This is a genomic window from Nonomuraea sp. NPDC050478, from assembly GCF_044458265.1.
Taxonomy (GTDB): domain Bacteria; phylum Actinomycetota; class Actinomycetes; order Streptosporangiales; family Streptosporangiaceae; genus Nonomuraea; species Nonomuraea ferruginea.
Map to the genome: position 1 here is coordinate 664,785 of NZ_JBITHT010000004.1, position 19,143 is coordinate 683,927.

Consider the following 19,143-nt stretch of genomic DNA (forward strand, 5'->3'; position numbering starts at 1 on the left):
CTGTGACCCGCACCACCTGCAGCTTCGGCATCCATCTGCCGCCCGGCGAGCACGACACCGACGGCCTCGGCATGCGCGGCATGGCCGCCCTGGTCGACCGGCGGGGATTCGAGAGCCTGTGGGTCAGCGACCACACCGTCCTGATCGAGGAGCCGCGCTCGCGCTACCCGTTCAGCGAGTCGGGCGAGTTCTACCTCCCGGCCGACTCCGACTGGTACGACTGGGTGGTGGCGCTCTCCTTCCTCGCCGCGGCCACGACCACGACCAGGCTCGGCGTGGCCGTGGCGGTGATCCCCCACCGCCATCCGATCCTGCTGGCCAAGCAGCTGGCCACCCTCGACCGGCTCAGCGGCGGCCGGGTCAGCCTGGGCGCCGGGGCGGGCTGGCTGGCCGAGGAGTTCGACGCGCTCGGCGTCCCGTTCGCCGCCCGCGGCAAGCGGATGGACGCGACCATCGATCTCATGCGCGCCACGTGGACGGGCGCGCCCCCGCCCGGTGAGTACGGGCCGTTCACCGTGCCGCCGGGCGTGCGCACCCACCCGACGCCGGCCCAGGAGCGGGTGCCGATCCTCGTCGGCGGCGAGTCGCCGGCCGCGCTGCGCCGGGCCGCCTCACGCGGCGACGGCTGGTTCGGCACGATCGCGGGCGGCCGGATGGAGCCGGGGCATCTGCGCGAGGTGGTCGCCACCCTGCGCGCCGAGGCGGCCGCGGCGGGCAAGGATCCGCACGGGCTCGACGTCACGCTGCGGGTCGCCGCCCGCGCGGGCGACGTCTTCACCCCGGCCTTCGAGGAGTACCTGCGCGACCTCGTCGAGTCCGGCGCCACCCGACTCACCTTCGACCTGGGCTGGCGCTCCGCGAGCCGGTCCGACGAAATCCTGCACCGGCTGCGCGAGCTGAGCGATGCGTTCTAGGCCACCGGCCGCAGTATGGTCCTTGTCGGCCCATGATCGATGACAGGCATCCACCCCTGAGGGAGAGGAACGACAACCATGGCCGAGACCACCCGAGGATCACGTGACGGCACCGTCCCCACCGCGGTGGCCATCCGCAGCGCGGCCGTGGAGCTCTTCCATCGGCAGGGCTTCGAGGCCACCTCGCAGCGGCAGCTCGCCGACGCGGTGGGGCTGCAGGTCGCCAGCCTCTACAACCACATCAAGAGCAAGGAGCAGCTCCTCGCGACCATCATGACCGAGGTCATGGAGCAGTTGCTCAGCATCACCGAGCGCCGGGTCGAGGCCGCCGCGACCCCCGAGGAGCGGCTGCTGGCCTTCATGAGCGAGGGCATCAGGTTCCATGCCGAGCACCGCCTGGAGGCGCTGGTCGGCAACACCGAGCTGCGCTCGCTGTCGGAGGACAACCGGGCCAGGGTGGTCGAGCTGCGCGACCGCTACGAGCGCCTGCTGGAGTCGATCCTGCGCGAGTGCGCCGCCGGGGGCACCGTCTCGGTTCCCGACGTCAAGATGGCCACCTACGCCGGGGTCGCCATCTGCGTGCACGTCGCCTCGTGGTACCGCGAGAACGGGCGTCTGCCCCTGGACGAGGTCATCAGCGGGCTGCTGGCCGCCTACGCGCCCACCGCGGCGCTGGAGAGGAAGAAATGATCAAAGTCGTCGCCGTCATCCGCCGCAAGCCCGGCCTGAGCCGGGAGGAGTTCCTGCGCTTCTGGCAAGAGGAGCATCCGGCGCTCGTGCTGGCCCTGCCCGGCCTGCGCGGCTACCGGCAGAACCCGGCGGTCGAGCACCGCAAGCAGTGGCCCTGGGACGGCTCCGCCGAGCTCTGGTTCGACGACGTGCGCGCGGTTAAGGCCGCCTTCGACAGCCCGGAGGCCGGGCCGCTGCGCGCGCACGAGGAGCACTTCATCGAAGCGCTGGAGTGGTTCCTGGCCTCAGAGACCGAGGTGCTCCCGCCGTCTCCGGCCGCTTGACGAACGATCGTTCGTAGGTAATCCTGGGTCGAGCAGCTTCCTGACGTGCGCGGACTCGGATCCCGCACCTGCCACAGCCCGCATCGTGTCTGATGGGACGAACACCTATGACTTCCACCGTTCCCCTCGATCCCCCGCCGCAGGCGGACATCCACGAGGAGCTCCAGGCCCGCCTGCGGGCAGCCCGGCTCGGCGGCAGCGAGAAGAACCGCCACAAGCACGAGGCCGCCGGCAAGCTGCTCGTCCGCGACCGGCTCCGGCTCCTCCTCGACGACATTGAGGACTTCGAGGACGGCCTGCTGGCCCGGCACGCCGACGGGCTGCCCGGCGACGGCGTGGTGACCTGCATCGGCAGCGTCGACGGCCGCCGGGTGTGCGTCATCGCCAACGACTACACAGTCAAGGCCGGCACCTGGGGCAAGCGCACCTTCGAGAAGATCACCCGGATGCAGCTCCTGGCCGACGAGCTCGGGCTGCCCCTGGTCTACCTCGTCGACGCGGCGGGAGCCCGCATCGACGAGCAGTTCGAGAGCTACGCCGGCCGCCACGCCTGGGGCAACATCTTCTACAACCAGGTGCAGATCTCCGGCCGCGTGCCGCAGATCTGCGCGCTGTTCGGCCCCTCCCCCGCGGGATCCGCCTACGTGCCCGCCCTGTGCGACGTGATCATCATGGTGCGCGGCACCGCCACCGCCTACATCGGCTCGCCCCGCGTCGCCGAGATGGTCACCGGCGAATCGGTGACCCTGGAGGAGATGGGCGGCGCCGACCTGCACAGCCGCGTCTCCGGACTGAGCGACCTGCTCGCCGAGACCGAGGAGGAGGCCATCGCGGCCATCCGCCTCTACCTGTCCTACCTGCCCTCCAGCTGGGAGGCCGAGCCGCCCAGGGCCGCGGGCCGCGAGCCCCGGCCGACCGAGTCGCTGCGCTCCATCGTCCCGGAGAACCAGGCCGTCCCGTACGACGTGCGCGAGCTGATCGACGCCGTCGTCGACTGCGACTCCTTCTTCGAGCACAAGGAGCTGTTCGCGCCCGAGCTGGTGACCGGGTTCGCCCGCCTGGACGGGGCGCCCGTCGGCATCGTGGCCAACCAGTCGGCGGTCAAGGCGGGCGTGCTGTTCAGCGACTCCTCCGACAAGGCGGCCCGGTTCGTCTGGATGTGCAACGCGTACAACGTGCCGCTGCTCTTCCTCATCGACGTGCCCGGATACATGCTCGGCACGGTGGCCGAGAAGGAGGGCATCATCCGGCACGGCGCGAAGATGCTGTTCGCCGTCGCCGAGAGCCGGGTGCCGCGGGTCGCGGTCATCGTGCGGAAGGCGTACGGAGGCGGCTACCTGGGCATGTCGGGCAGCCCGATGAACCCCGACGCGGTGCTCGCGCTGCCCACCGCCAAGCCCGCCCTGCTCGGACCCGAGGCCGCGATCGCCGGCATCCACTTCAACCGGGTGATGGCGATCGAGGACGAGAAGGAGCGGCAGAAGCTCGTCACCGAGCTGCGCTCGGAGTACGAAGAGCAGATCGACGTCTTCCAGATCGCCAACGAGAACGCCGTGGAGGCCGTCGTCAGCTACGAGGACCTGCGGCGCGAGCTGATCCACCGGTTCGACGTCTACCGGCGCAAGCGCAAGACGCCGCCCGCCCGCCGCAACGGCGTCTACCCCGTCTGAGCCACCCGGAGCAACCGCATGAGACCTCTCACCGACGCCGCCGGCAGGCAGGCCGACCCCATCAGCGACACCCCTGAGCGCGCCGAGCTGCGGGCCGAGCTGCGCAGGCTCATCGCCGCGACCAGCCCGGTCGCCGAGGTGCTCCGCCTGGACGAGCAGGAACGGTTCGACGACAAGCTGCACGGGGCGCTGCGCCGGCTCGGCGTGCACGCGGTCGGCGGGCACCCCGACCACGGCGGGATCGGCGACATCCGCGACCAGACCGCCGTCATCGAGGAGCTGGCCGCGGGCCCCACCTCCATGGCGGTGCACATGGTCGTGCAGTACATGATCACGCACATCCTCGGCACCAACGGCTCCCCCGAGCAGCGGGAGGAGTGGCTGGACCGGCTGCACACCGGGGCGGCCAAGGTGTCCTTCGCGCTCTCGGAGCCCGCGGGCGGCACCGACATCGCCCGCGTCATGCGCACCACCGCTCGCCGTGAGGGCGACCACTGGCTGCTGTCGGGCCAGAAGACGTGGATCTCCGGCGCCCTCGGCGCCGACGCCCTCGTCGTGCTGGCCCGCACCTCCCCGGCCGAGGGCTCGTCCGTCGACGGCGTGACCATGTTCCTGGTCCCGGCGGGCTCCCCCGGCCTCCAGGTCCGCGAGCTGCCCACCGTCGCCGTGCACGGGCTGGACACCTGCGAGGTGTTCTTCGACGACGTGGCGGTGCCCGAGAGCGCGGTCGTCGGGGCCGTCGGCGCCGGCTTCCGCCAGGTGGTGGCGACGCTGAACCGCGAGCGCATCAACGCCGCCGCGGGCGCGATCGGCGCGGCGAGCGGGGCGCTGGACGCCGCCGTCGAGTACGCGCGAGGCAGGGCCGCGTTCGGCTCCACCCTGGGCTCCTTCCAGGCCGTGCAGCATCGGCTGGTCGACGGGGCGCTGGCCATCGAGTCGGCGCGCTCGCTGCTGGCCCGCGCGGCGGCCGTCGAGGCGGCGGGCGGACGGGCCGACCTGCTGTCGTCCATGGCCAAGATCGCCGCGTCGGAGGCGGCGGTCAAGGTGACCCAGGACGGCATGGAGATCCTGGGCGGCGCCGGGTTCAGCCGTGAGTTCCCGATGCAGCGCTGGTTCAGGGACGTGCGGCTGTGGGTGTTCGCGCCGCTGGCCAACGACATGGTCCGCAACTACCTGGGCGAGCGGCTGCTGGAGCTGCCCCGCTCGTTCTGACCGCGAACACGTGCGGGCCGGTCCCCTCGGACCGGCCCGCACGCGTTCTCAGCGCCGGGTCACGGCGCCTCGGCGGACATCAGCAGGATGCTGGTGAACGTCATCACGTCCTCCTCGCGCTGGTTCACCACGCGGTACGAGAGCGTCACCACGAACTGTCCCTCCCGCTTGGCGGGACGCGCCTCCGTCACCTCGACCACCGCCCTGATCGTGTCGCCGATCAGCACCGGGGCGAGCGCGCGCAGGTCGTTCAGCCCGAGCCAGGCGGTCGTCCGATCGCCGTCGATGACCTGGCTCCGCGTGCTCAGCCCGAGCGCCATGGCGAGCGTGAGCGGCCCGTGCGCGATCCGCTCGCCGAACCGGCTGCGCGCGGCGTACTCCCGATCGGTGTGGATCGGCAGCCAGTCGCCGGTGAGCGAGGCCCAGGAGACCACGTGCGACTCGGTGATGGTGATCGCCGCGGTGCTGATCTTCTGACCGGTCTCGGGATATCCGGTGAGCGCGCTGCTCATGATGCCTCCTGTAGGTAGCGGACGACGCCGCCCTGTTCTGTCCGCCCGCAGCGGCCGTCGGCCGCGAGCACGTCGAGATGCGCCGCGGTCTCGCAGACCGCGAGCATCCGGTTGACCGGGTCGAGGTCGCGCAGCCGGCGCTCGCGCCTGGTCCATCCCAGCCCGCCCGCGACCTCGTACGCGGTGCGCGGCCGCCCGTCCAGCAGGGCCGCGCAGGCGTCCAGGCGCTGCTCGTGGTGGGCCAGCAGCTCGGTCGCCCGCGCGTGGGTGCTGGAGCGCACCGGCCCGTGCGCCGGGAGCATGAGCCGGTCGGGCAGGTCGAGCACGGCCCCCAGCGAGTCCATGAAGTCACGCAGCGGCAGCGCCCCCGTCCTGCTCTCGTACCCGATCGACGGGGTGATCTGCGGCAGCACGTGGTCGCCGGTGAAGAGCATGCCGTGCCCGGCGTCGTCGAACACGACATGGCCGCGGGTGTGCCCCGGGGTGTGCAGCGCCCGCAGCCCGGTGCGGCCGGCCTGGAACAGGCGGCCGTGGGTGATCCACTCGTCCGGCGGCTCCCACTTGGCCGGGTCCGAGCCCGTGCCGTAGCCGATGGCGTCCAGCGCGCTCACGACCTCCTCGCCGCCGTGGCGGCGGAGCTGGGCGAGCTGCGTGGCGCCCTCCATCTCGTCGCCGGAACCGAGCGCCTCCAGCGAGGGCCGCTCGTGCTCGCCCAGGCGCAGCCCGCAGCCGCTCTCGCCGCGCAGGGTCACGCCCTGCGAGTAGTGGTCGACGTGCACGTGCGTCACCAGGATCTCGGACACGTCGTCCACGCCGTACGAGAGAGCCTCCAGCGCGTCGCCGAGCACGGCCCGGGACTCGGGCATGGCCCAGCCGGCGTCGACGAGGGTGAGCCCGTGCTCGCCTTCCAGCACGTACACGTTGACCGCGCGCAGCCCGTCCTCCGGGATCGGCAGCGGGACCCGGTGCACGCCCGGCGCCACCTGGTAGACGCCGGGCTCCTCCCAGGAGTGGCGGTCCGGGTCGTCGACCCGCTCGGCGCGTCTCATGGCACCCGCCCCACCGGCGTGCAGTCGTGCTTCAGCGCCAACACCTCCGAACAATCGATCGTTCGTCTCACGATAGCGGTCCCTTCCGCGTGGGAACACTGACCGTGACGCTATACTAGCGATCGTTCGTTCGTAGTTCTAGGCAGAGGAGGCCGCAGTGGGCCTGTGGTTCGAGGAACTCACCCCCGGACTGGTCATCGAGCACCAGATCAGGAGAACCGTCACCGAATCGGACAACGTCCTGTTCAGCACGCTGACGATGAACCCGCAGCCCCTGCACCTGGACGAGGAGTTCGCCAAGGACTCGGAGTTCGGCACCCGGGTGGTGAACGGCCTGTTCACGCTCTCGCTGGTCATCGGGCTCAGCGTGACCGACATCTCGCTGGGCACCACGGTGGCCAACCTCGGCTACGAGGTGGTCGAGATGCCGGCCCCGGTCTTCCACGGCGACACGATCCGCGTGGTGTCGACCATCCTGGACGCCCGGGAGTCGAAGTCACGCCCCACGCAGGGCATCGTCAAGCTGGAGCACCGGGGCCTGAACCAGCGCGACGAGCTGGTCAGCCGGGTGGTGCGCAGCGCCCTGTTCCACAGGCGGCCGGCCGCCTAGCTCCGGGTCAGCAGCGGCACCAGGACCTCGTCCACGATGTCGACGACGAGCCGGTCGGGGATGGGCGGCCCCTGGAAGAGGAAGTGCTGCCTCAGCAGGGCCTGGCCGGTGTCGAGGCGGAGCGGCGTGACCGCGTCCCCGGAGATCTCGCCGCGCTCGACGGCGCGGCGGGCGATCTCGGCCATCATCTTGCGGCCCGCGCCCTGCGAGTTCTCCTTGAAGGTGCGGGCGCTGGCCTCGTCGCGCAGCGCCTCGGAGAGCAGCCCGCGCATCGCCTCGCCCGCCGGGCCGGACAGGATGTCGGCCGTGCCGCGCAGCACGGTCAGCAGGTCGTCGCGCAGGCTGCCGGTGTCGGGGACGTCGGACAGGGCCGGCAGCGAGTGGTAGACCGAGTCCATGACCAGCGCGACGCGGGTGGGCCAGCGGCGGTAGAGCGAGGCCTTGCTCGCCCTGGCCCGCTCGGCGACGCGTTCCATGGTGAGCTTGGCGTAGCCGCTCTCGGCCAGCTCGTCGAGCGTCGCCCGGTAGATGGCGGCGGCGAGCTCCTCGCCCCGGCGCCGGGGCAGCTTGCGGTGGTCGGTGACCATCTCAGCCATGTTACCGAGCCTCCACCACCACACCGGAGCCGCCGTCGACCGTGACCTGCCGCCCGTCGGCCAGCAGGGAGGTGCCCTCGCCGGTGCCCATGACGGCGGGGATGCCGTACTCCCTGGCCACGATCGCGGCGTGGGAGGTGATGCCGCCGGTGTCGACGACCACCGCGGCGGCCCGCTGGAACAGCGGCGTCCACGACGGGTTGGTGTAGGGGCAGACCAGCACGTCACCGGGTTCGAGCCTGCCGAACTCCGACGGGTCGCGCACCACCTTGACCGGCCCGGTGGCGGTGCCCGCGCTCGCGGGGGTGCCCGCCACGAGCGCGTCACCGGCGTCGCGGGCCGGGAAGACGGCCCGGGGGTCGATGAGCCGCACGCCGGCGAGCTCCTCACGCCGGGCGGCCCGGGCGGTCGCGCTCGCGCGCAGCCGCCGGCCCTGCTCGTCGCCGAGAGCGGTCACGTCCTCGATCGCCTCCAGCTCCTCCAGCCTGAGGTGGAAGACGTCCTCGGGGGCGTCGAGCACGCCCGCGTCGCGCAGCCTGCGGCCGATCTCGACGATGGACCGGCGCAGCGCGGGCAGCGGCATCGTGAAGGAGAAGTGGCTGTCCTCACGGAAGGCGATCCCCGCGCGGGCGGCGTGCACCTTGCGGACCATCTTGTCCCGCTTGCGGGCGCCGCGCAGCCGCGGGTGGGCGAGCAGCCGGTCCATCGCGTCGTCGCCGGGCTCGGACCGGGGTGGCTCCGCCGCCAGCACCTTGATCAGGTCGAGCACGGTCTCGGGTCCGTCGGCCCAGGTCGGCGGGGTGACCAGGAGCGGACTGGCGCCTTCCCTGTGGCCGTACTCGGCCAGGAACTCCCGGAGCGCCGCCTGGAAAGCCTCGGGCATCGGGTCCCGGGCGAGCGCGCCGGTGGTCCTGGCCTCCTCGGCGAGCTCCTCCAGGGCCCGGTTGGCGTCGCTGGTGCGGGTGCGGGCGCCGGCGATCAGCGCGCCGAACAGGTCCGTACGTCCGAGCAGCTTGAGCGCGGCGCGCAGCCGCAGCAGCGACAGCCCGCTGCGCGGCAGGTAGTCCGTGCGCAGGCCGGCCACGGGCCGCACGGCGGCCAGCACCCTGCGCGGCGTCCTGACCAGCTCCGGCCAGGGCAGCGCGGCCAGGTCGAGCTTCGTCAGCTCGCGCACGTCGTCGAGGTAGCGCTGGAAGCGCGGGTCGCCGCTCCACCGGGCGGGATCGTACCGGCGGGCCTTGGCGAAGATCAGTAACGGCGCGACGAGCAGCTTGGCCGAGGGGTGCGGGCGGGGCGGCACCAGCCGGTAGGCGACGCCGTCCTGTTCCTCGATGAAGTGGTCGAACGCCCCCCGCAGGCCGAAGTTGCGGGTCACCTGCGCCATGAGCCCGGCGGGCCCGTACGGCACCCAGGTGGACATGTCGATCGGATAGGGGCGTACCGGCAAGTACTCCATCAGGACGGTGCCGAGCTTGCGGCGGATCGGGCCGAGCTTGCCGAGCGGGGGCGGCGGCAGCGCGGTCATCGGCCGGGCCTGCACGAGGCTGACCTCGCCGCCCGCGTACGTCCACTCGATGTCCTGGGGGCGGCCGAAGTGACGGGCGACCGCGGTGCCGAGCCCGGCCAGCTCGCGCAGCACGCCGCCGGGCAGCCGCTCGGCGGGCGCGCCGTCGCCGGTCTCGTGGCTGACGCCGCCGCCCGCAAGGGCGCGGACGACCACCTCGCGGCGGCCGGGCGCGAACTCGGCGATCTCGCCCCGCGGCGTGAGCACGTAGTGGTCAGGGGTGACGAGGCCGGACACGACCGCCTCGCCGAGCCCGGTGCCGGCGTCGACGACGAGCCGCCCGCGGTCGCCGGTGACGGGGTCGGCGGTGAACATCACGCCCGCCGCCTCAGCCGCCACCATGCGCTGCACGACGACCGCGATGCGCACCTCGGCGTGGTCGAGGCCGAGCCGGTCGCGGTAGGCGACGGCGCGCTCGGACCAGAGCGAGCCCCAGCAGCGCCGGACCGCGTCGATCAGCCCGTCCTCGCCGACGACGTTGAGGTAGGTGTCCTGCTGCCCGGCGAACGCGGCGCCCGGCAGGTCCTCGGCGGTGGCGCTGGAGCGCACCGCCACCGGCCCGCCGCCGAGCTCCCGGTACGCGGTCAGGATCGCCCCGCGCAGGGTCTCCGGGATCTCCAGCTTCTCGAAGTACGCGCGCGTGGCGTGACCGGCGGCGACCAGGTCGTAGGCGGCGGTGGTGACCACGAATCCGGCGGGGACGGGGAAGCCGCCGGCGATCAGCTCCCCGAGGTTGGCTCCCTTCCCGCCCGCGAGGGCGAGGTCGCCGCGGCGGAACGAGCTCAGGGGGACGACGAGTGTCATGAGGTCTCCTGTGCGTGAGCGGTGGTGCGGAGAGGTCGCGCGGGCAGCGCCAGCGCGAGCAGGAAGGCCACGCCGAGCAGCGGCGACATGGCCGCGAACACCGGCGGCACGGCCTCGGCGAAGGCGGCGCGCGCGGCGGTGTCCAGGGGGGCGCCGGCGCCGGGCATGCCGCCGGCGAAGCGCCAGGTGATGAGCGCGCCGACCAGGGCGACGCCGGCGGAGGCGCCGATCTGGCGCAGGAACGTCACCGACGAGGTGGCCGTGCCCAGATCGGCGTACGCGACGGCGTTCTGGGCGGCCAGCACCATCACCTGCATGACGAGCCCGACGCCGAGCCCGATCAGCGCCAGCACGCCGGCCAGCGCGGCCGCGTCACCGGCGGCGAGCGGCAGCACGGCCAGCCCGGCCGCGGCGAGCGCGGTGCCCGCGACGGGGTAGCGCTTGTAGCGGCCGGTCCTGGTGATGAGCCTGCCGGAGACGACGGTGGTGGTCAGCACGCCGGCCATGAGCGCGGTGACCAGCAGCCCGGCCCCGGTCGCCGAGGCGCCGTGGGCGATCTGCAGGTAGGCGGGGATGTACGTGAGGGTGCCGAAGAGCGCGAACCCGATGAGCAGGCTGATCAGCACCGGGACCGCGAACGCCCGGTCCCTGAACAGCCGGAGCGGCAGGATCGGGTCGGTCGCGTAGCGGGCGGTGACCAGCCAGGCCGGCACGGCGAGGACAGCCAGGGCGAGGAACGCCGGGTTCCTCGTCTGGCCGAGCATGACCACGCCGACGACGGCCAGGCCGAGCGTGACCGCTCCGGCGATGTCGACGGGCGCGCGCGACTCCGGCCTGGGCAGCTTGAGCGTGGCGGTGAGCACGACGAAGGCGAGCAGCCCCAGCGGCGGGTAGATGGCGAAGATCCACCGCCAGCCGGCGCTGTCGATGAGGAACCCGCCGATCAGCGGCCCGCCGACGGCCGCCACCACATAGGCGGCCCCGATCAGCCCGAGATAGCGGCCGCGCTCGCGCGGGCTGACGACCTCGCCGATGACGGCCTGCGCGCCGATCATCAGCCCGCCGCCGCCGACGCCCTGCACCGCGCGGAACGCGATGAACTGCGGCATGCTCGCGGCCGTGGCGCACAGGACCGCGCCCACCACGAAGATCACGATGGCGACCTGCATGAGCGGCTTGCGGCCGAACCGGTCGCCGAGCTTGCCGTACACCGGCATCACGACGGTCGCGGCCACCAGGTAGGCGGTGATCACGGCGGGCATCTGGTCGAGCCCGCCGAGGTCGCCGGCCACGGACGGCAGCGCGGGCGTCATGATCGTTTGATCGAGCGCGCCGAGCAGCATGCAGAGCATCAGCCCGGTCAGGACGACGACCATCCCGCCACCTCCTTAGAGAACGAGTCGTTCTCTAAGGAGAGTAAGCGCCATCGCTAAGAAACGCAACGTTCACTATTCGGCCGTCGCCTATCTCGGTGGTCAGCCTCGGCGGAGAAGTTCCCCCAGCCCCGTCGCCGGATGTCCCGCCACGCGCGCCACGTCCTCGGTCACCCGCTCCAGCTCACCGGCCGCGATCGCCGTGTACGTCGACACCCAGGCATCCACCTGCCACCGGGGCGCCCCGTACGAGGCGCGCGACGCGTACGCCTCCTCGACCGTCTCGGCGTGGTACCTGGTTTCACGCCCGGTCGCCTCGGTCAGGATCTTCGCCACCTCGGCGAGCGTGAGCGCCTCCGGCCCGGTCAGCTCGTACGTGCCTCCTTCATGCGCGGCCGGATCCCCCAGCACGGCCGCCGCCACGTCGGCCACGTCATCCCTGGTCACCGCCGCCACCCGGCCCTCCCCCGCCGGCCCGCGGATCACCCCGTCCTCCCCGGCCATGTCGGGCAGGAAGTCCGCGTACAGGTTGTCGCGCAGGAACGTGAACGCCATCCCCGAGGCGCGGATCCGCTCCTCGGTGGCCCAGTGGTCGCGCGCCAGCGTGAAGGCGGCGTCCGGTCCCGGGTTGGCGAACGACGTGTACACGAGGTGCCGGACGCCCGCTTCGGCCGCGGCGTCGACGAACGCGAAATGCCGCTCCAGCCGGTCGGCGGACTCCGACGCCGACACCATCAGGACGACGTCGACGCCTTGCAGCGCCCTGCGCACCTTCTCACGGTCCCCGAACTCCGCCTCCGCGACCTCCGCCCCGGGCAGCCTCGGCGCCCGGTTCGCGTCCCGTACGAGCAGCAACTGCTCCGACCCGGCCCCGGCCAGCCGCCGCGCCACCCCGCCACCGATATGCCCGGTCGCCCCGGTCACCGCGATCCTCATCCCATCAGGATGTCACGGCGCGACCCTCGGACCCGGGAGCGCGCGTCTGCCGGGATGAGGCACCAGACCGTACGACCCAGCCCGCGTCCATGCTCACCGATCCCCCAGTCCTGGGAGATCTCGCGGACGATCAGCAATCCTCGGCCGTCCTCTGCCTCCGGCTCCTGCCGGACGTACGGCCCGGAGAACGCCGAACCGGGGTCACGGACTTCCACGCGGACCAGCCCTCCCACGTCGCTCACGGTGAGGCCGATGAAGTCTCCCGGCCGGGCGTCCGAGTGCCGCAGGGCGTTCGTCACGAGCTCGGACACCGCGAGCACGACATCGTCGACGGCAGGATGGTCACCTCCCAGCCAGCCGCGGACCTGCGCGTGGGCGTACGAGACGGATTCCCGAAGGCACATCAACCGAATCGAACCGACCACTCTGGCCCCCGCTGTTTTCATTGCTTCACCCATTCGGAGAACTCAGCCCTGATCGACCTTCCCACCATCCCAAATATTGACTACGATCAGTAGTCAATTGACTGCACTGTGCCATCAACCGTTTCAATGAAAGGGCTGTTGAAACGCGGCGGCAGCCCCCCGGGAGGTCAGGTGCCCAAGGAAAGCGAGCTGTGCCCCGCCGATTCGCCGACCGCGCTCTTCGGGTTCGAGCTGCGGCGTTACCGCAAAGCCCGAGGCTGGTCGCAGATCCGGCTGTCGAAGGCGGTGTCCTACTCCGTCGGGACGATCAGCATGATCGAGACGGCCAGGCGGTCACCGACGGAGGAGTTCGCCCGTCATTGTGACGAGGCGCTGGAGGCGGAGGGCGCGCTGATGCGCCTCTGGCCGATGGTCAGTCACGCGGCGGCACCGCCGTGGTTCCGGCCGTGGCTGGACGTGGAGGCGACGGCGGAGGCCATCCGGACGTGGGAGCCGCTGGTGGTGCCTGGGCTGCTCCAGACGGAGGACTACGCGAGGGCGGTGCTGAGCGGCGATGTCGGCGTGACACCCGAGCAGGTCCAGGAGCAGGTGGTCGCCCGCATGGAACGTCAGACCATCCTCGGACGCCCCAAGCCGCCGTTGCTGTGGGCCGTGATCGACGAGGCGGTCCTGCATCGCCCGATCGGCAGCCCCGCCATCATGTCAGCACAGCTCACCCGCCTCCTCGAAGCCGGCGGGACCCCTCGGACCACGATTCAGGTCCTTCCTCTCAACGCCTACTCCACGACCGGGCTCGCAGGAGGATTCGCCATCGCGCAGGCACATGGCGTCTTCGACACGGCCTATGTCGAATCCGCTGGGGTTATGAGCCGAGTGACAGAGCGACCAGAGGACGTAAGCGTCCTAACATACAGATATGAAGGGATTCGCTCTGAAGCACTGTCCCGTCGTGAATCCCTAGAGCTGATCAAGGAGACGCTGCAGCGATGGACGAGCTGACGCGAGAACTCGACACAGCCGTGTGGCGTAAGTCCACAAGATCCGGGCCCGACGGCGGCAACTGCGTCGAAGTGGCCGAACTCTCCGGCGGCCGCCGGGGGGTCCGCGACAGCAAGAACCCCACCGGACCAGCCCTCATCTTCACCCTCGGCGAGTGGGCCGCATTCATCAGCGGCGTGAAGGATGGCGAGTTCGACTAGACATGATCCTGAGTGCCTGATCACCCTGGCCTTTTCCGTTGTTTTCAACGATCACGGCCAGGGTTTCATTGTTTTCAGGACGTTGATCTCGGTCGATTCTTGCTGCGCGACCTCTCTTCACCGTGACGCGGCAGCCACCGTTTTACCTAGCAAAGCCGTACATTCCCTGGCAGATCTCGCGCGCACTCGTACTTTCACCGTTGTTTCGCTTGTTCTGTTGACGCGTTGTTGATTACGGTCTGAACGACATGGGGGACGCCGCCTCCTGATCTGGTTCTGGTGGAGCGAGCCGTACGGGGGGATCATCGTGGCTGACCTCGATCGCGACGCGATGCGGGCCGCGGCGGAGCGGATCCGGCGGCTGTCGGACGAGCACTGGTGGGCGCTCACCCACTCCTGCCGTCTGATGGAGTGCGACGCGTGGGTGGGGCCTGCGGGCACCCGGTTCGACGCCCAGGTACGCGCCGACCAGCGGGAACTGCAGGCGATGCTCGCGCAGGCCGTGCGCAGCGCCAACCAGAAGCTGGCCTCGATCCCGGTCACGCCATGAGCGGGTTCAGCGGGGTCAAGCGGGCCGAGTTCGACCTGATGGCGGGCAAGCACACCGAGGCCGCCGGGCGGCTGGAGGCCCTGGCGCAGGCGCTCCACCGCGAGCTTCAGGGCGCCGGGCTCGACACCGCACCGGCGGCGCGGCTGCGTGAGCTGGCCCGACGGGTCACCACGCAGGCCGACGACCTGCGACGGCGGCAGAACCTCGCCCACGAGTTGCAGCGGCAGAGGGTGTCTCTGGGCAGGAGCACTCCCGCCGGAAGCTTCGTGGAGATGCCCGACCGTTTGGATGACGCCAAGGCCCTGCTGGACGGGACGCTCGCCGGGCGGGCGGCTTCGAAGGTGGCCGACGGGGACGACAAGGCGCTGGCGGACCTGGAGAAGTACGCGTCACGTACGGGGGACTCGGAGTTCGTGAAGGCGTTCCTCGGCACGATCGGCGCCCGGGGTGTGACGCGAATGTCCGGCTCACTCGCGACGATGCTGCGCGACGCCGTGGCGCGCGGGGACATCGATCGCAAGAATCGGCTCTCCATCTCGGGGCGGAACGTCCTCACCACGCTGAGCTCCATCCTGGCCAAGGGGACCAACCGGAAGAACTCCACGTACCAGGGGGACGACTTCCTGGAGGAGTTGGTGAGGGAAGGGCGGGCTCAGCATGGTACGGGCGGCGGGGCATACCTGGGTTACCAGGCTCTGGCGCTCATCTGGCGTGCTCACGACGGGGAGCCGCCGTATTCGAAGGAGTTCATGGAGGTCGTCGGGCGGGATGTGATCGTCTACGAGCGCGAGCAGCGTGAGGACGCATGGGCGGCGAGCAACGATGCGCTGGGTCGTGCCTTCGGCGGTGCACAGGTCCCCATCGTCGATCTCGCCGGCTCGCTCGGCCTCGGGGCTCTGTTGAGGTGGGGAGTATCTGCGAAGGATCCGATCACCGAGAAGCCCTCGTCGATGGTGGAGAGCCTGTTCCATGCGGCGAAGTCCAGCCGGGAGGCATCGCATGCTCTGCTGGATCACACTCCGCCGGGGTGGGGGGAGTCGGTGCTGGAGTATCTGCTTACTACCCGGTGGGGTGCTTCCCAGTACCTGGACGACTACGAGCCGATCAACGGCATGCTGATCACGGCGACAACTGGGCAGGACGAGACCAGCAAGAAACTGGCCTCCGAGATGATGAAAATCGTGTCCAACGAAGTGCGTGACGCATTCGGTACCGATTCTCACGGCAACCTGAAAATCAGAAACAGGGAAGCGTTCGATCTATACCTTCCGCTGAGTTACCCGATGGCGCGAGCAGTCGCTGCCAACGTGGACGAGATTTCGAACCTGACGCTGAACAATGCGTCCTTCTACGAGGTCAAGGCCAAGGACATGGCTTACGCATTGGTAGTGGCTACTTCCCATGACAAGGGATTCGAGGCGCTGGCAAGAGCACAGACGGAACACATGCGAGCAGCACTCGCCACCGTGCCTCCGATCGGGGTCAACGCTTCCAACGCCGAGCGATTCGGATTCACGAAGGCCGAGATCGAGCACTTCGACATGAACGAGAACGGGCAGGTCGACCGGGACGACATCCTGCAGTTCCTTAAGGACCGAACCTTGGCGGAAGCACGTGGCTTCGGGTTCATAGTAGAGATTCGCCGACAGGTCCTTATCGCTCAAGGGCTGGACGACAAGAAGACAGACGAAGAGCTGAAAGCCATGGTACGTGACGCGATAGGTCTGATTCCGGTACCGGGGGCCAGGCACGTTGGCACGCTCGCCGCCGGAGCGTTCGGTGAGCTGATCGGCAAGGGCTACGAAAAGCTCGCCGAAGTCGCATATGACGAGCTGTCCCGACAAGTAGCCCAACGGGCGTCCGAGCAGGTGCCCAGCCTCGATGAGACGCATCGAACGCTAGCAGAAAACCGATTGGCAGTGGATAGGCTTGCGGAACAGTTGCTTGCCTCAGCCATGTTGGGCAAGGGCATGCTCGATGGACTTAATTTGGAGGAGCAGACATTCATTGCCGGCATTCCACCTAGGTTGAAGCCCTTCGTCGACATGAGCTCGCAGGAGTACAGCGACTTTCTCAAATGGAGTCGCACAGCCGGTGGAAGCGAAGATCTGTACACCAGCTTCCGAAATACCTTCCGCACAACTAACGATGTGAACGACTACCTCAATCTCAAAGTTCCCTCTCCCGCCGGAGGTAACGAATGAGAACTGCCTTTATTGTTGCTCTGGCAACTCTGGCATTGCTTGCCGGAGCCTGCACCCCAGAGACTAACGACGCCTCAGAATCTTCCCCGGCTCTCGAGCCTGTCATTGATTCTTCTCCATATATCTGCATGCTTATTCCAGAGCATGCATTTCGAATTGCCAGCGACTTCGCTGAACCTCTCGTCGAGAGAACATCTGGCAATGAGAGGAACGGGAACTGTCGGGCTCCAGACTCCGACGCACAGGCCCTCGATGTGTGGTGGATGAAGGAAGGCCCTGGAATGCCCAGCGAACACCTTGATTTTCTTATGAATGACAGACGAAAAGTCTACAGCAGGTATGGCGGAGTTGCGCTATCCACTGACCTCGGTGACGGCATGGCCGCGTACATGCCTGACCCTCCGATCAATGACCAGCCGTATCGAGTCAGCGCGAAGTTCCGCTGCGGAGACAAACAACGCTTGATCGATATTTCGCTACCTAAGATCACCAAAGGCCGAGACGCCATGAAAGACCTGACCGACCTGATGCGCATCGCCCAAAACCGCTACGCGGAAATACACAACTGCGAACTCAACACCAAATAAAACACCTCGACCGCACCCCCATGGTCAGCAGAGGCGCGGTCGAGAAAGAGGCATCGAGCCTTGTGGGCGGTATGCCGGGCACCGGAACCCCGCAGATCATGCAGGGCGGCGCGGGTAAAGACGGTCAGCGGGAGGCGCGGTTGACCGCGGAGATGATGGCCTTGAGGGAGGCGGTGGTGGTATTGGCGTCGATGCCGACCCCCCACAGCACCGCGCCGTTGACCTCGCACTCCATGTAGGAGGCCGCCTTGGCGTCGGTGCCGGCGCTCAGCGCGTGCTCGACGTAGTCCAGGACGCGTACCTTGATGCCGGCGGCTCCGATGGCGTCGATGAAGGCGGAGATGGGGCCGTTGCCGACGCCTTCGATCTCGCGGATCTCGCCGTCGACGCGGACGTCGGCGTTGAGGCGGACCTTCTCGTCGACGGTCGAGTCGTGGCGGTGGGCCATCAGGCCGAGCCGGCCCCAGCGGTTGCCGGGCGTCGGCAGGTATTCGTCCTGGAAGATGGCGAACATGTCAGCCGGGGTGATCTCGCCGCCCTCGGCGTCGGTGCGGGCCTGCACGACCTTGGAGAACTCGATCTGCAGCCGCCGCGGCAGGTCGAGCTGGTGGTCGGTCTTCATGATGTAGGCGACGCCGCCCTTGCCCGACTGGCTGTTGACCCGGATGACGGCCTCGTAGGTGCGGCCGATGTCCTTGGGGTCGATGGGCAGGTAGGGGACGGCCCAGGTGTGGGAGTCGACGGGGACGCCCGCGGCCTCGGCGTCGGCCTCCAGGTGTTCGAAGCCCTTCTTGATGGCGTCCTGGTGGGAGCCGGAGAAGGCGGTGTAGACCAGCTCGCCGCCCCACGGGTGGCGGGGGTGGACGGGCAGCTGGTTGCAGTATTCGACGACGCGGCGGATCTCGTCGATGTCGCTGAAGTCGATCTCCGGGTCGACGCCCTGGGAGAACAGGTTCATGCCCAGCGTGACCAGGCAGACGTTGCCGGTGCGCTCGCCGTTGCCGAACAGGCAGCCTTCGATGCGGTCGGCGCCGGCCATGTAGCCCAGCTCGGCGGCGGCCACGGCGCTGCCGCGGTCGTTGTGCGGGTGGAGCGACAGGATGATCGAGTCGCGGTGCTTCAGGTTGCGGTGCATCCACTCGATCTGGTCGGCGTACACGTTGGGGCCGGCCATCTCGACCGTCGCCGGCAGGTTGATGATCACCTTGCGGTCGGGGGTGGGCTGCCACACCTCGTTGACCGCGTCGCACACCTCGACGGCGTACTCCAGCTCGGTGCCGGTGAACGACTCCGGCGAGTACTGGTAGTAGACGTCGACGTCGCTCGCCTCGGCCAGCTTCCTGACCAGCTTGGCGCCCTCGACGGCGATGGCGGTGACGCCTTCCCTGTCCATGCCGAACACCACCCGACGCTGCAGCGTGGAGGTGGAGTTGTAGAGGTGGACGATGGCCTGCTTGGCGCCCCGCAGCGACTCGAAGGTGCGCTCGATCAGCTCGGGCCTGGCCTGGGTCAGCACCTGGATCACCACGTCGCCGGGGATCCGGTCCTCTTCGATGATCTGCCGTACGAAGTCGAAGTCGGTCTGGGAGGCGGCCGGGAAGCCGACCTCGATCTCCTTGTAGCCCAGCCGGACCAGCAGCTCGAACATCTGGAGCTTGCGGTGGGAGTCCATCGGGTCGATCAGCGCCTGGTTGCCGTCACGCAGGTCGACGGCGCACCAGCGCGGGGCCTTGGTGATGACCTGGTCGGGCCAGGTGCGGTCGGTCAGCCGGATCGGCTCGAAGGGTTGATAGCGCTGGAACGGCATGCGGCTGGGCTGCTGAGCTGTCATCGAAGTGCTCCTGGGTGTCGGTCGAAGGAAAGCGGCCGACGCGCATGACTGGCTCCGCGGCGAGGGAGCCGGCCTTTAGAGGCCCTCGCCGCGG

Annotated in this window: 19 protein-coding genes; 11 read left to right on the top strand and 8 right to left on the bottom strand. The window is 69.6% G+C overall.

The genetic code is table 11. The features are described 5' to 3' along the window. Nucleotides 1-2: 2 nt before the first annotated feature. The 5 genes from ACIBF7_RS22995 to ACIBF7_RS23015 all read left to right on the top strand — a co-directional run bounded on the left by ACIBF7_RS22995 (nt 3) and on the right by ACIBF7_RS23015 (nt 4,809). Complete coding sequence (locus ACIBF7_RS22995) at nt 3-914, top strand: LLM class F420-dependent oxidoreductase (protein WP_397198102.1); 912 nt, start codon at nt 3-5, stop codon at nt 912-914. Between the two features lie 78 nt (nt 915-992). After that, the gene (locus tag ACIBF7_RS23000; RefSeq protein WP_148033412.1) at nt 993-1,604 is read left to right on the top strand and encodes a TetR/AcrR family transcriptional regulator; all 612 of its coding nucleotides are present in this window, start codon (nt 993-995) and stop codon (nt 1,602-1,604) included. Beyond that, nucleotides 1,601-1,927, top strand: a complete 327-nt coding sequence (locus ACIBF7_RS23005; protein ID WP_271277765.1) for an EthD family reductase — start codon at nt 1,601-1,603, stop codon at nt 1,925-1,927. The genes ACIBF7_RS23000 and ACIBF7_RS23005 overlap by 4 nt, the downstream gene beginning before the upstream one ends. Before the next feature lie 107 nt (nt 1,928-2,034). Further along, a complete protein-coding gene (locus ACIBF7_RS23010) occupies nt 2,035-3,597 on the top strand; it encodes an acyl-CoA carboxylase subunit beta (protein ID WP_148033414.1) in 1,563 nt (520 codons plus the stop codon). An 18-nt stretch (nt 3,598-3,615) separates the two neighbouring features. Then, nucleotides 3,616-4,809, top strand: coding sequence for an acyl-CoA dehydrogenase family protein (locus ACIBF7_RS23015; RefSeq protein WP_397198103.1), 1,194 nt, complete (start codon nt 3,616-3,618; stop codon nt 4,807-4,809). 59 nt (nt 4,810-4,868) lie between these two features. Here the strand turns inward: ACIBF7_RS23015 and ACIBF7_RS23020 are convergent, their stop codons facing one another. Together ACIBF7_RS23020 and ACIBF7_RS23025 are read right to left on the bottom strand one after the other, a co-directional pair. Continuing rightward, complete coding sequence (locus ACIBF7_RS23020; protein ID WP_397198104.1) at nt 4,869-5,321, bottom strand: MaoC/PaaZ C-terminal domain-containing protein; 453 nt, start codon at nt 5,319-5,321, stop codon at nt 4,869-4,871. Beyond that, nucleotides 5,318-6,370, bottom strand: a complete 1,053-nt coding sequence (locus tag ACIBF7_RS23025) for an MBL fold metallo-hydrolase (RefSeq protein WP_397198105.1) — start codon at nt 6,368-6,370, stop codon at nt 5,318-5,320. Before ACIBF7_RS23025 ends, ACIBF7_RS23020 begins: the two co-directional genes overlap by 4 nt. A gap of 157 nt (nt 6,371-6,527) precedes the next feature. Here ACIBF7_RS23025 and ACIBF7_RS23030 point away from each other — a divergent pair, with 157 nt between their 5' ends. Continuing rightward, nucleotides 6,528-6,980, top strand: a complete 453-nt coding sequence (locus ACIBF7_RS23030; RefSeq protein WP_222709060.1) for a MaoC family dehydratase — start codon at nt 6,528-6,530, stop codon at nt 6,978-6,980. On the opposite strand, the gene ACIBF7_RS23035 is transcribed toward ACIBF7_RS23030, so the two are convergent. From ACIBF7_RS23035 to ACIBF7_RS23055, 5 genes are all read right to left on the bottom strand, one after another. Further along, entirely contained in the window at nt 6,977-7,576 is a 600-nt protein-coding gene (locus ACIBF7_RS23035) for a TetR/AcrR family transcriptional regulator (RefSeq protein ID WP_222709061.1), read from the bottom strand. The two genes, ACIBF7_RS23030 and ACIBF7_RS23035, sit on opposite strands and share 4 nt — an antisense overlap. Nucleotide 7,577: 1 nt before the next feature. Further along, entirely contained in the window at nt 7,578-9,944 is a 2,367-nt protein-coding gene (locus ACIBF7_RS23040; protein ID WP_397198106.1) for a PEP/pyruvate-binding domain-containing protein, read from the bottom strand. Further along, complete coding sequence (locus ACIBF7_RS23045) at nt 9,941-11,320, bottom strand: MFS transporter (protein ID WP_397198107.1); 1,380 nt, start codon at nt 11,318-11,320, stop codon at nt 9,941-9,943. The genes ACIBF7_RS23040 and ACIBF7_RS23045 overlap by 4 nt, the downstream gene beginning before the upstream one ends. Nucleotides 11,321-11,419: 99 nt before the next feature. Then, on the bottom strand, nt 11,420-12,253 hold the full coding sequence (locus ACIBF7_RS23050; protein ID WP_397198108.1) for an SDR family oxidoreductase: 834 nt from the start codon (nt 12,251-12,253) through the stop codon (nt 11,420-11,422). Continuing rightward, on the bottom strand, nt 12,250-12,657 hold the full coding sequence (locus ACIBF7_RS23055; RefSeq protein WP_397198109.1) for an ATP-binding protein: 408 nt from the start codon (nt 12,655-12,657) through the stop codon (nt 12,250-12,252). Before ACIBF7_RS23055 ends, ACIBF7_RS23050 begins: the two co-directional genes overlap by 4 nt. 192 nt (nt 12,658-12,849) lie before the next feature. On the opposite strand from ACIBF7_RS23055, the gene ACIBF7_RS23060 reads away from it, so the two are divergent. From ACIBF7_RS23060 to ACIBF7_RS23080, 5 genes are all read left to right on the top strand, one after another. Continuing rightward, the gene (locus tag ACIBF7_RS23060) at nt 12,850-13,677 is read left to right on the top strand and encodes a Scr1 family TA system antitoxin-like transcriptional regulator (protein WP_397198110.1); all 828 of its coding nucleotides are present in this window, start codon (nt 12,850-12,852) and stop codon (nt 13,675-13,677) included. Then, nucleotides 13,665-13,877, top strand: a complete 213-nt coding sequence (locus tag ACIBF7_RS23065; protein WP_397198111.1) for a DUF397 domain-containing protein — start codon at nt 13,665-13,667, stop codon at nt 13,875-13,877. Before ACIBF7_RS23060 ends, ACIBF7_RS23065 begins: the two co-directional genes overlap by 13 nt. A 307-nt stretch (nt 13,878-14,184) precedes the next feature. Next, nucleotides 14,185-14,427 carry a hypothetical protein gene (locus tag ACIBF7_RS23070; RefSeq protein WP_397198112.1) on the top strand — a complete coding sequence of 81 codons (243 nt, stop codon included), beginning with the start codon at nt 14,185-14,187 and terminating at the stop codon, nt 14,425-14,427. Further along, nucleotides 14,424-16,631, top strand: coding sequence for a hypothetical protein (locus tag ACIBF7_RS23075; RefSeq protein ID WP_397198113.1), 2,208 nt, complete (start codon nt 14,424-14,426; stop codon nt 16,629-16,631). The genes ACIBF7_RS23070 and ACIBF7_RS23075 overlap by 4 nt, the downstream gene beginning before the upstream one ends. Then, entirely contained in the window at nt 16,628-17,218 is a 591-nt protein-coding gene (locus ACIBF7_RS23080; RefSeq protein ID WP_397198114.1) for a hypothetical protein, read from the top strand. The genes ACIBF7_RS23075 and ACIBF7_RS23080 overlap by 4 nt, the downstream gene beginning before the upstream one ends. Before the next feature lie 124 nt (nt 17,219-17,342). On the opposite strand, the gene leuA is transcribed toward ACIBF7_RS23080, so the two are convergent. Then, nucleotides 17,343-19,049, bottom strand: a complete 1,707-nt coding sequence (gene leuA / locus ACIBF7_RS23085) for a 2-isopropylmalate synthase (RefSeq protein ID WP_397198115.1) — start codon at nt 19,047-19,049, stop codon at nt 17,343-17,345. Nucleotides 19,050-19,143: the final 94 nt, after the last annotated feature.

Excerpts from the sequence above, each read along its gene's own strand:
- ACIBF7_RS23035 (WP_222709061.1), bottom strand. The coding sequence starts at position 7,576 with ATGGCTGAGATGGTCACCGACCACCGCAAGCTGCCCCGGCGCCGGGGC.
- ACIBF7_RS23065 (WP_397198111.1), top strand. The coding sequence starts at position 13,665 with ATGGACGAGCTGACGCGAGAACTCGACACAGCCGTGTGGCGTAAGTCC.
- ACIBF7_RS23015 (WP_397198103.1), top strand. The coding sequence starts at position 3,616 with ATGAGACCTCTCACCGACGCCGCCGGCAGGCAGGCCGACCCCATCAGC.
- ACIBF7_RS23010 (WP_148033414.1), top strand. The coding sequence starts at position 2,035 with ATGACTTCCACCGTTCCCCTCGATCCCCCGCCGCAGGCGGACATCCAC.
- ACIBF7_RS23075 (WP_397198113.1), top strand. The coding sequence starts at position 14,424 with ATGAGCGGGTTCAGCGGGGTCAAGCGGGCCGAGTTCGACCTGATGGCG.
- ACIBF7_RS23000 (WP_148033412.1), top strand. The coding sequence starts at position 993 with ATGGCCGAGACCACCCGAGGATCACGTGACGGCACCGTCCCCACCGCG.
- ACIBF7_RS23005 (WP_271277765.1), top strand. The coding sequence starts at position 1,601 with ATGATCAAAGTCGTCGCCGTCATCCGCCGCAAGCCCGGCCTGAGCCGG.
- leuA (WP_397198115.1), bottom strand. The coding sequence starts at position 19,049 with ATGACAGCTCAGCAGCCCAGCCGCATGCCGTTCCAGCGCTATCAACCC.
- ACIBF7_RS23045 (WP_397198107.1), bottom strand. The coding sequence starts at position 11,320 with ATGGTCGTCGTCCTGACCGGGCTGATGCTCTGCATGCTGCTCGGCGCG.
- ACIBF7_RS23040 (WP_397198106.1), bottom strand. The coding sequence starts at position 9,944 with ATGACACTCGTCGTCCCCCTGAGCTCGTTCCGCCGCGGCGACCTCGCC.
- ACIBF7_RS23020 (WP_397198104.1), bottom strand. The coding sequence starts at position 5,321 with ATGAGCAGCGCGCTCACCGGATATCCCGAGACCGGTCAGAAGATCAGC.
- ACIBF7_RS23080 (WP_397198114.1), top strand. The coding sequence starts at position 16,628 with ATGAGAACTGCCTTTATTGTTGCTCTGGCAACTCTGGCATTGCTTGCC.
- ACIBF7_RS23050 (WP_397198108.1), bottom strand. The coding sequence starts at position 12,253 with ATGAGGATCGCGGTGACCGGGGCGACCGGGCATATCGGTGGCGGGGTG.
- ACIBF7_RS23025 (WP_397198105.1), bottom strand. The coding sequence starts at position 6,370 with ATGAGACGCGCCGAGCGGGTCGACGACCCGGACCGCCACTCCTGGGAG.
- ACIBF7_RS23055 (WP_397198109.1), bottom strand. The coding sequence starts at position 12,657 with ATGTGCCTTCGGGAATCCGTCTCGTACGCCCACGCGCAGGTCCGCGGC.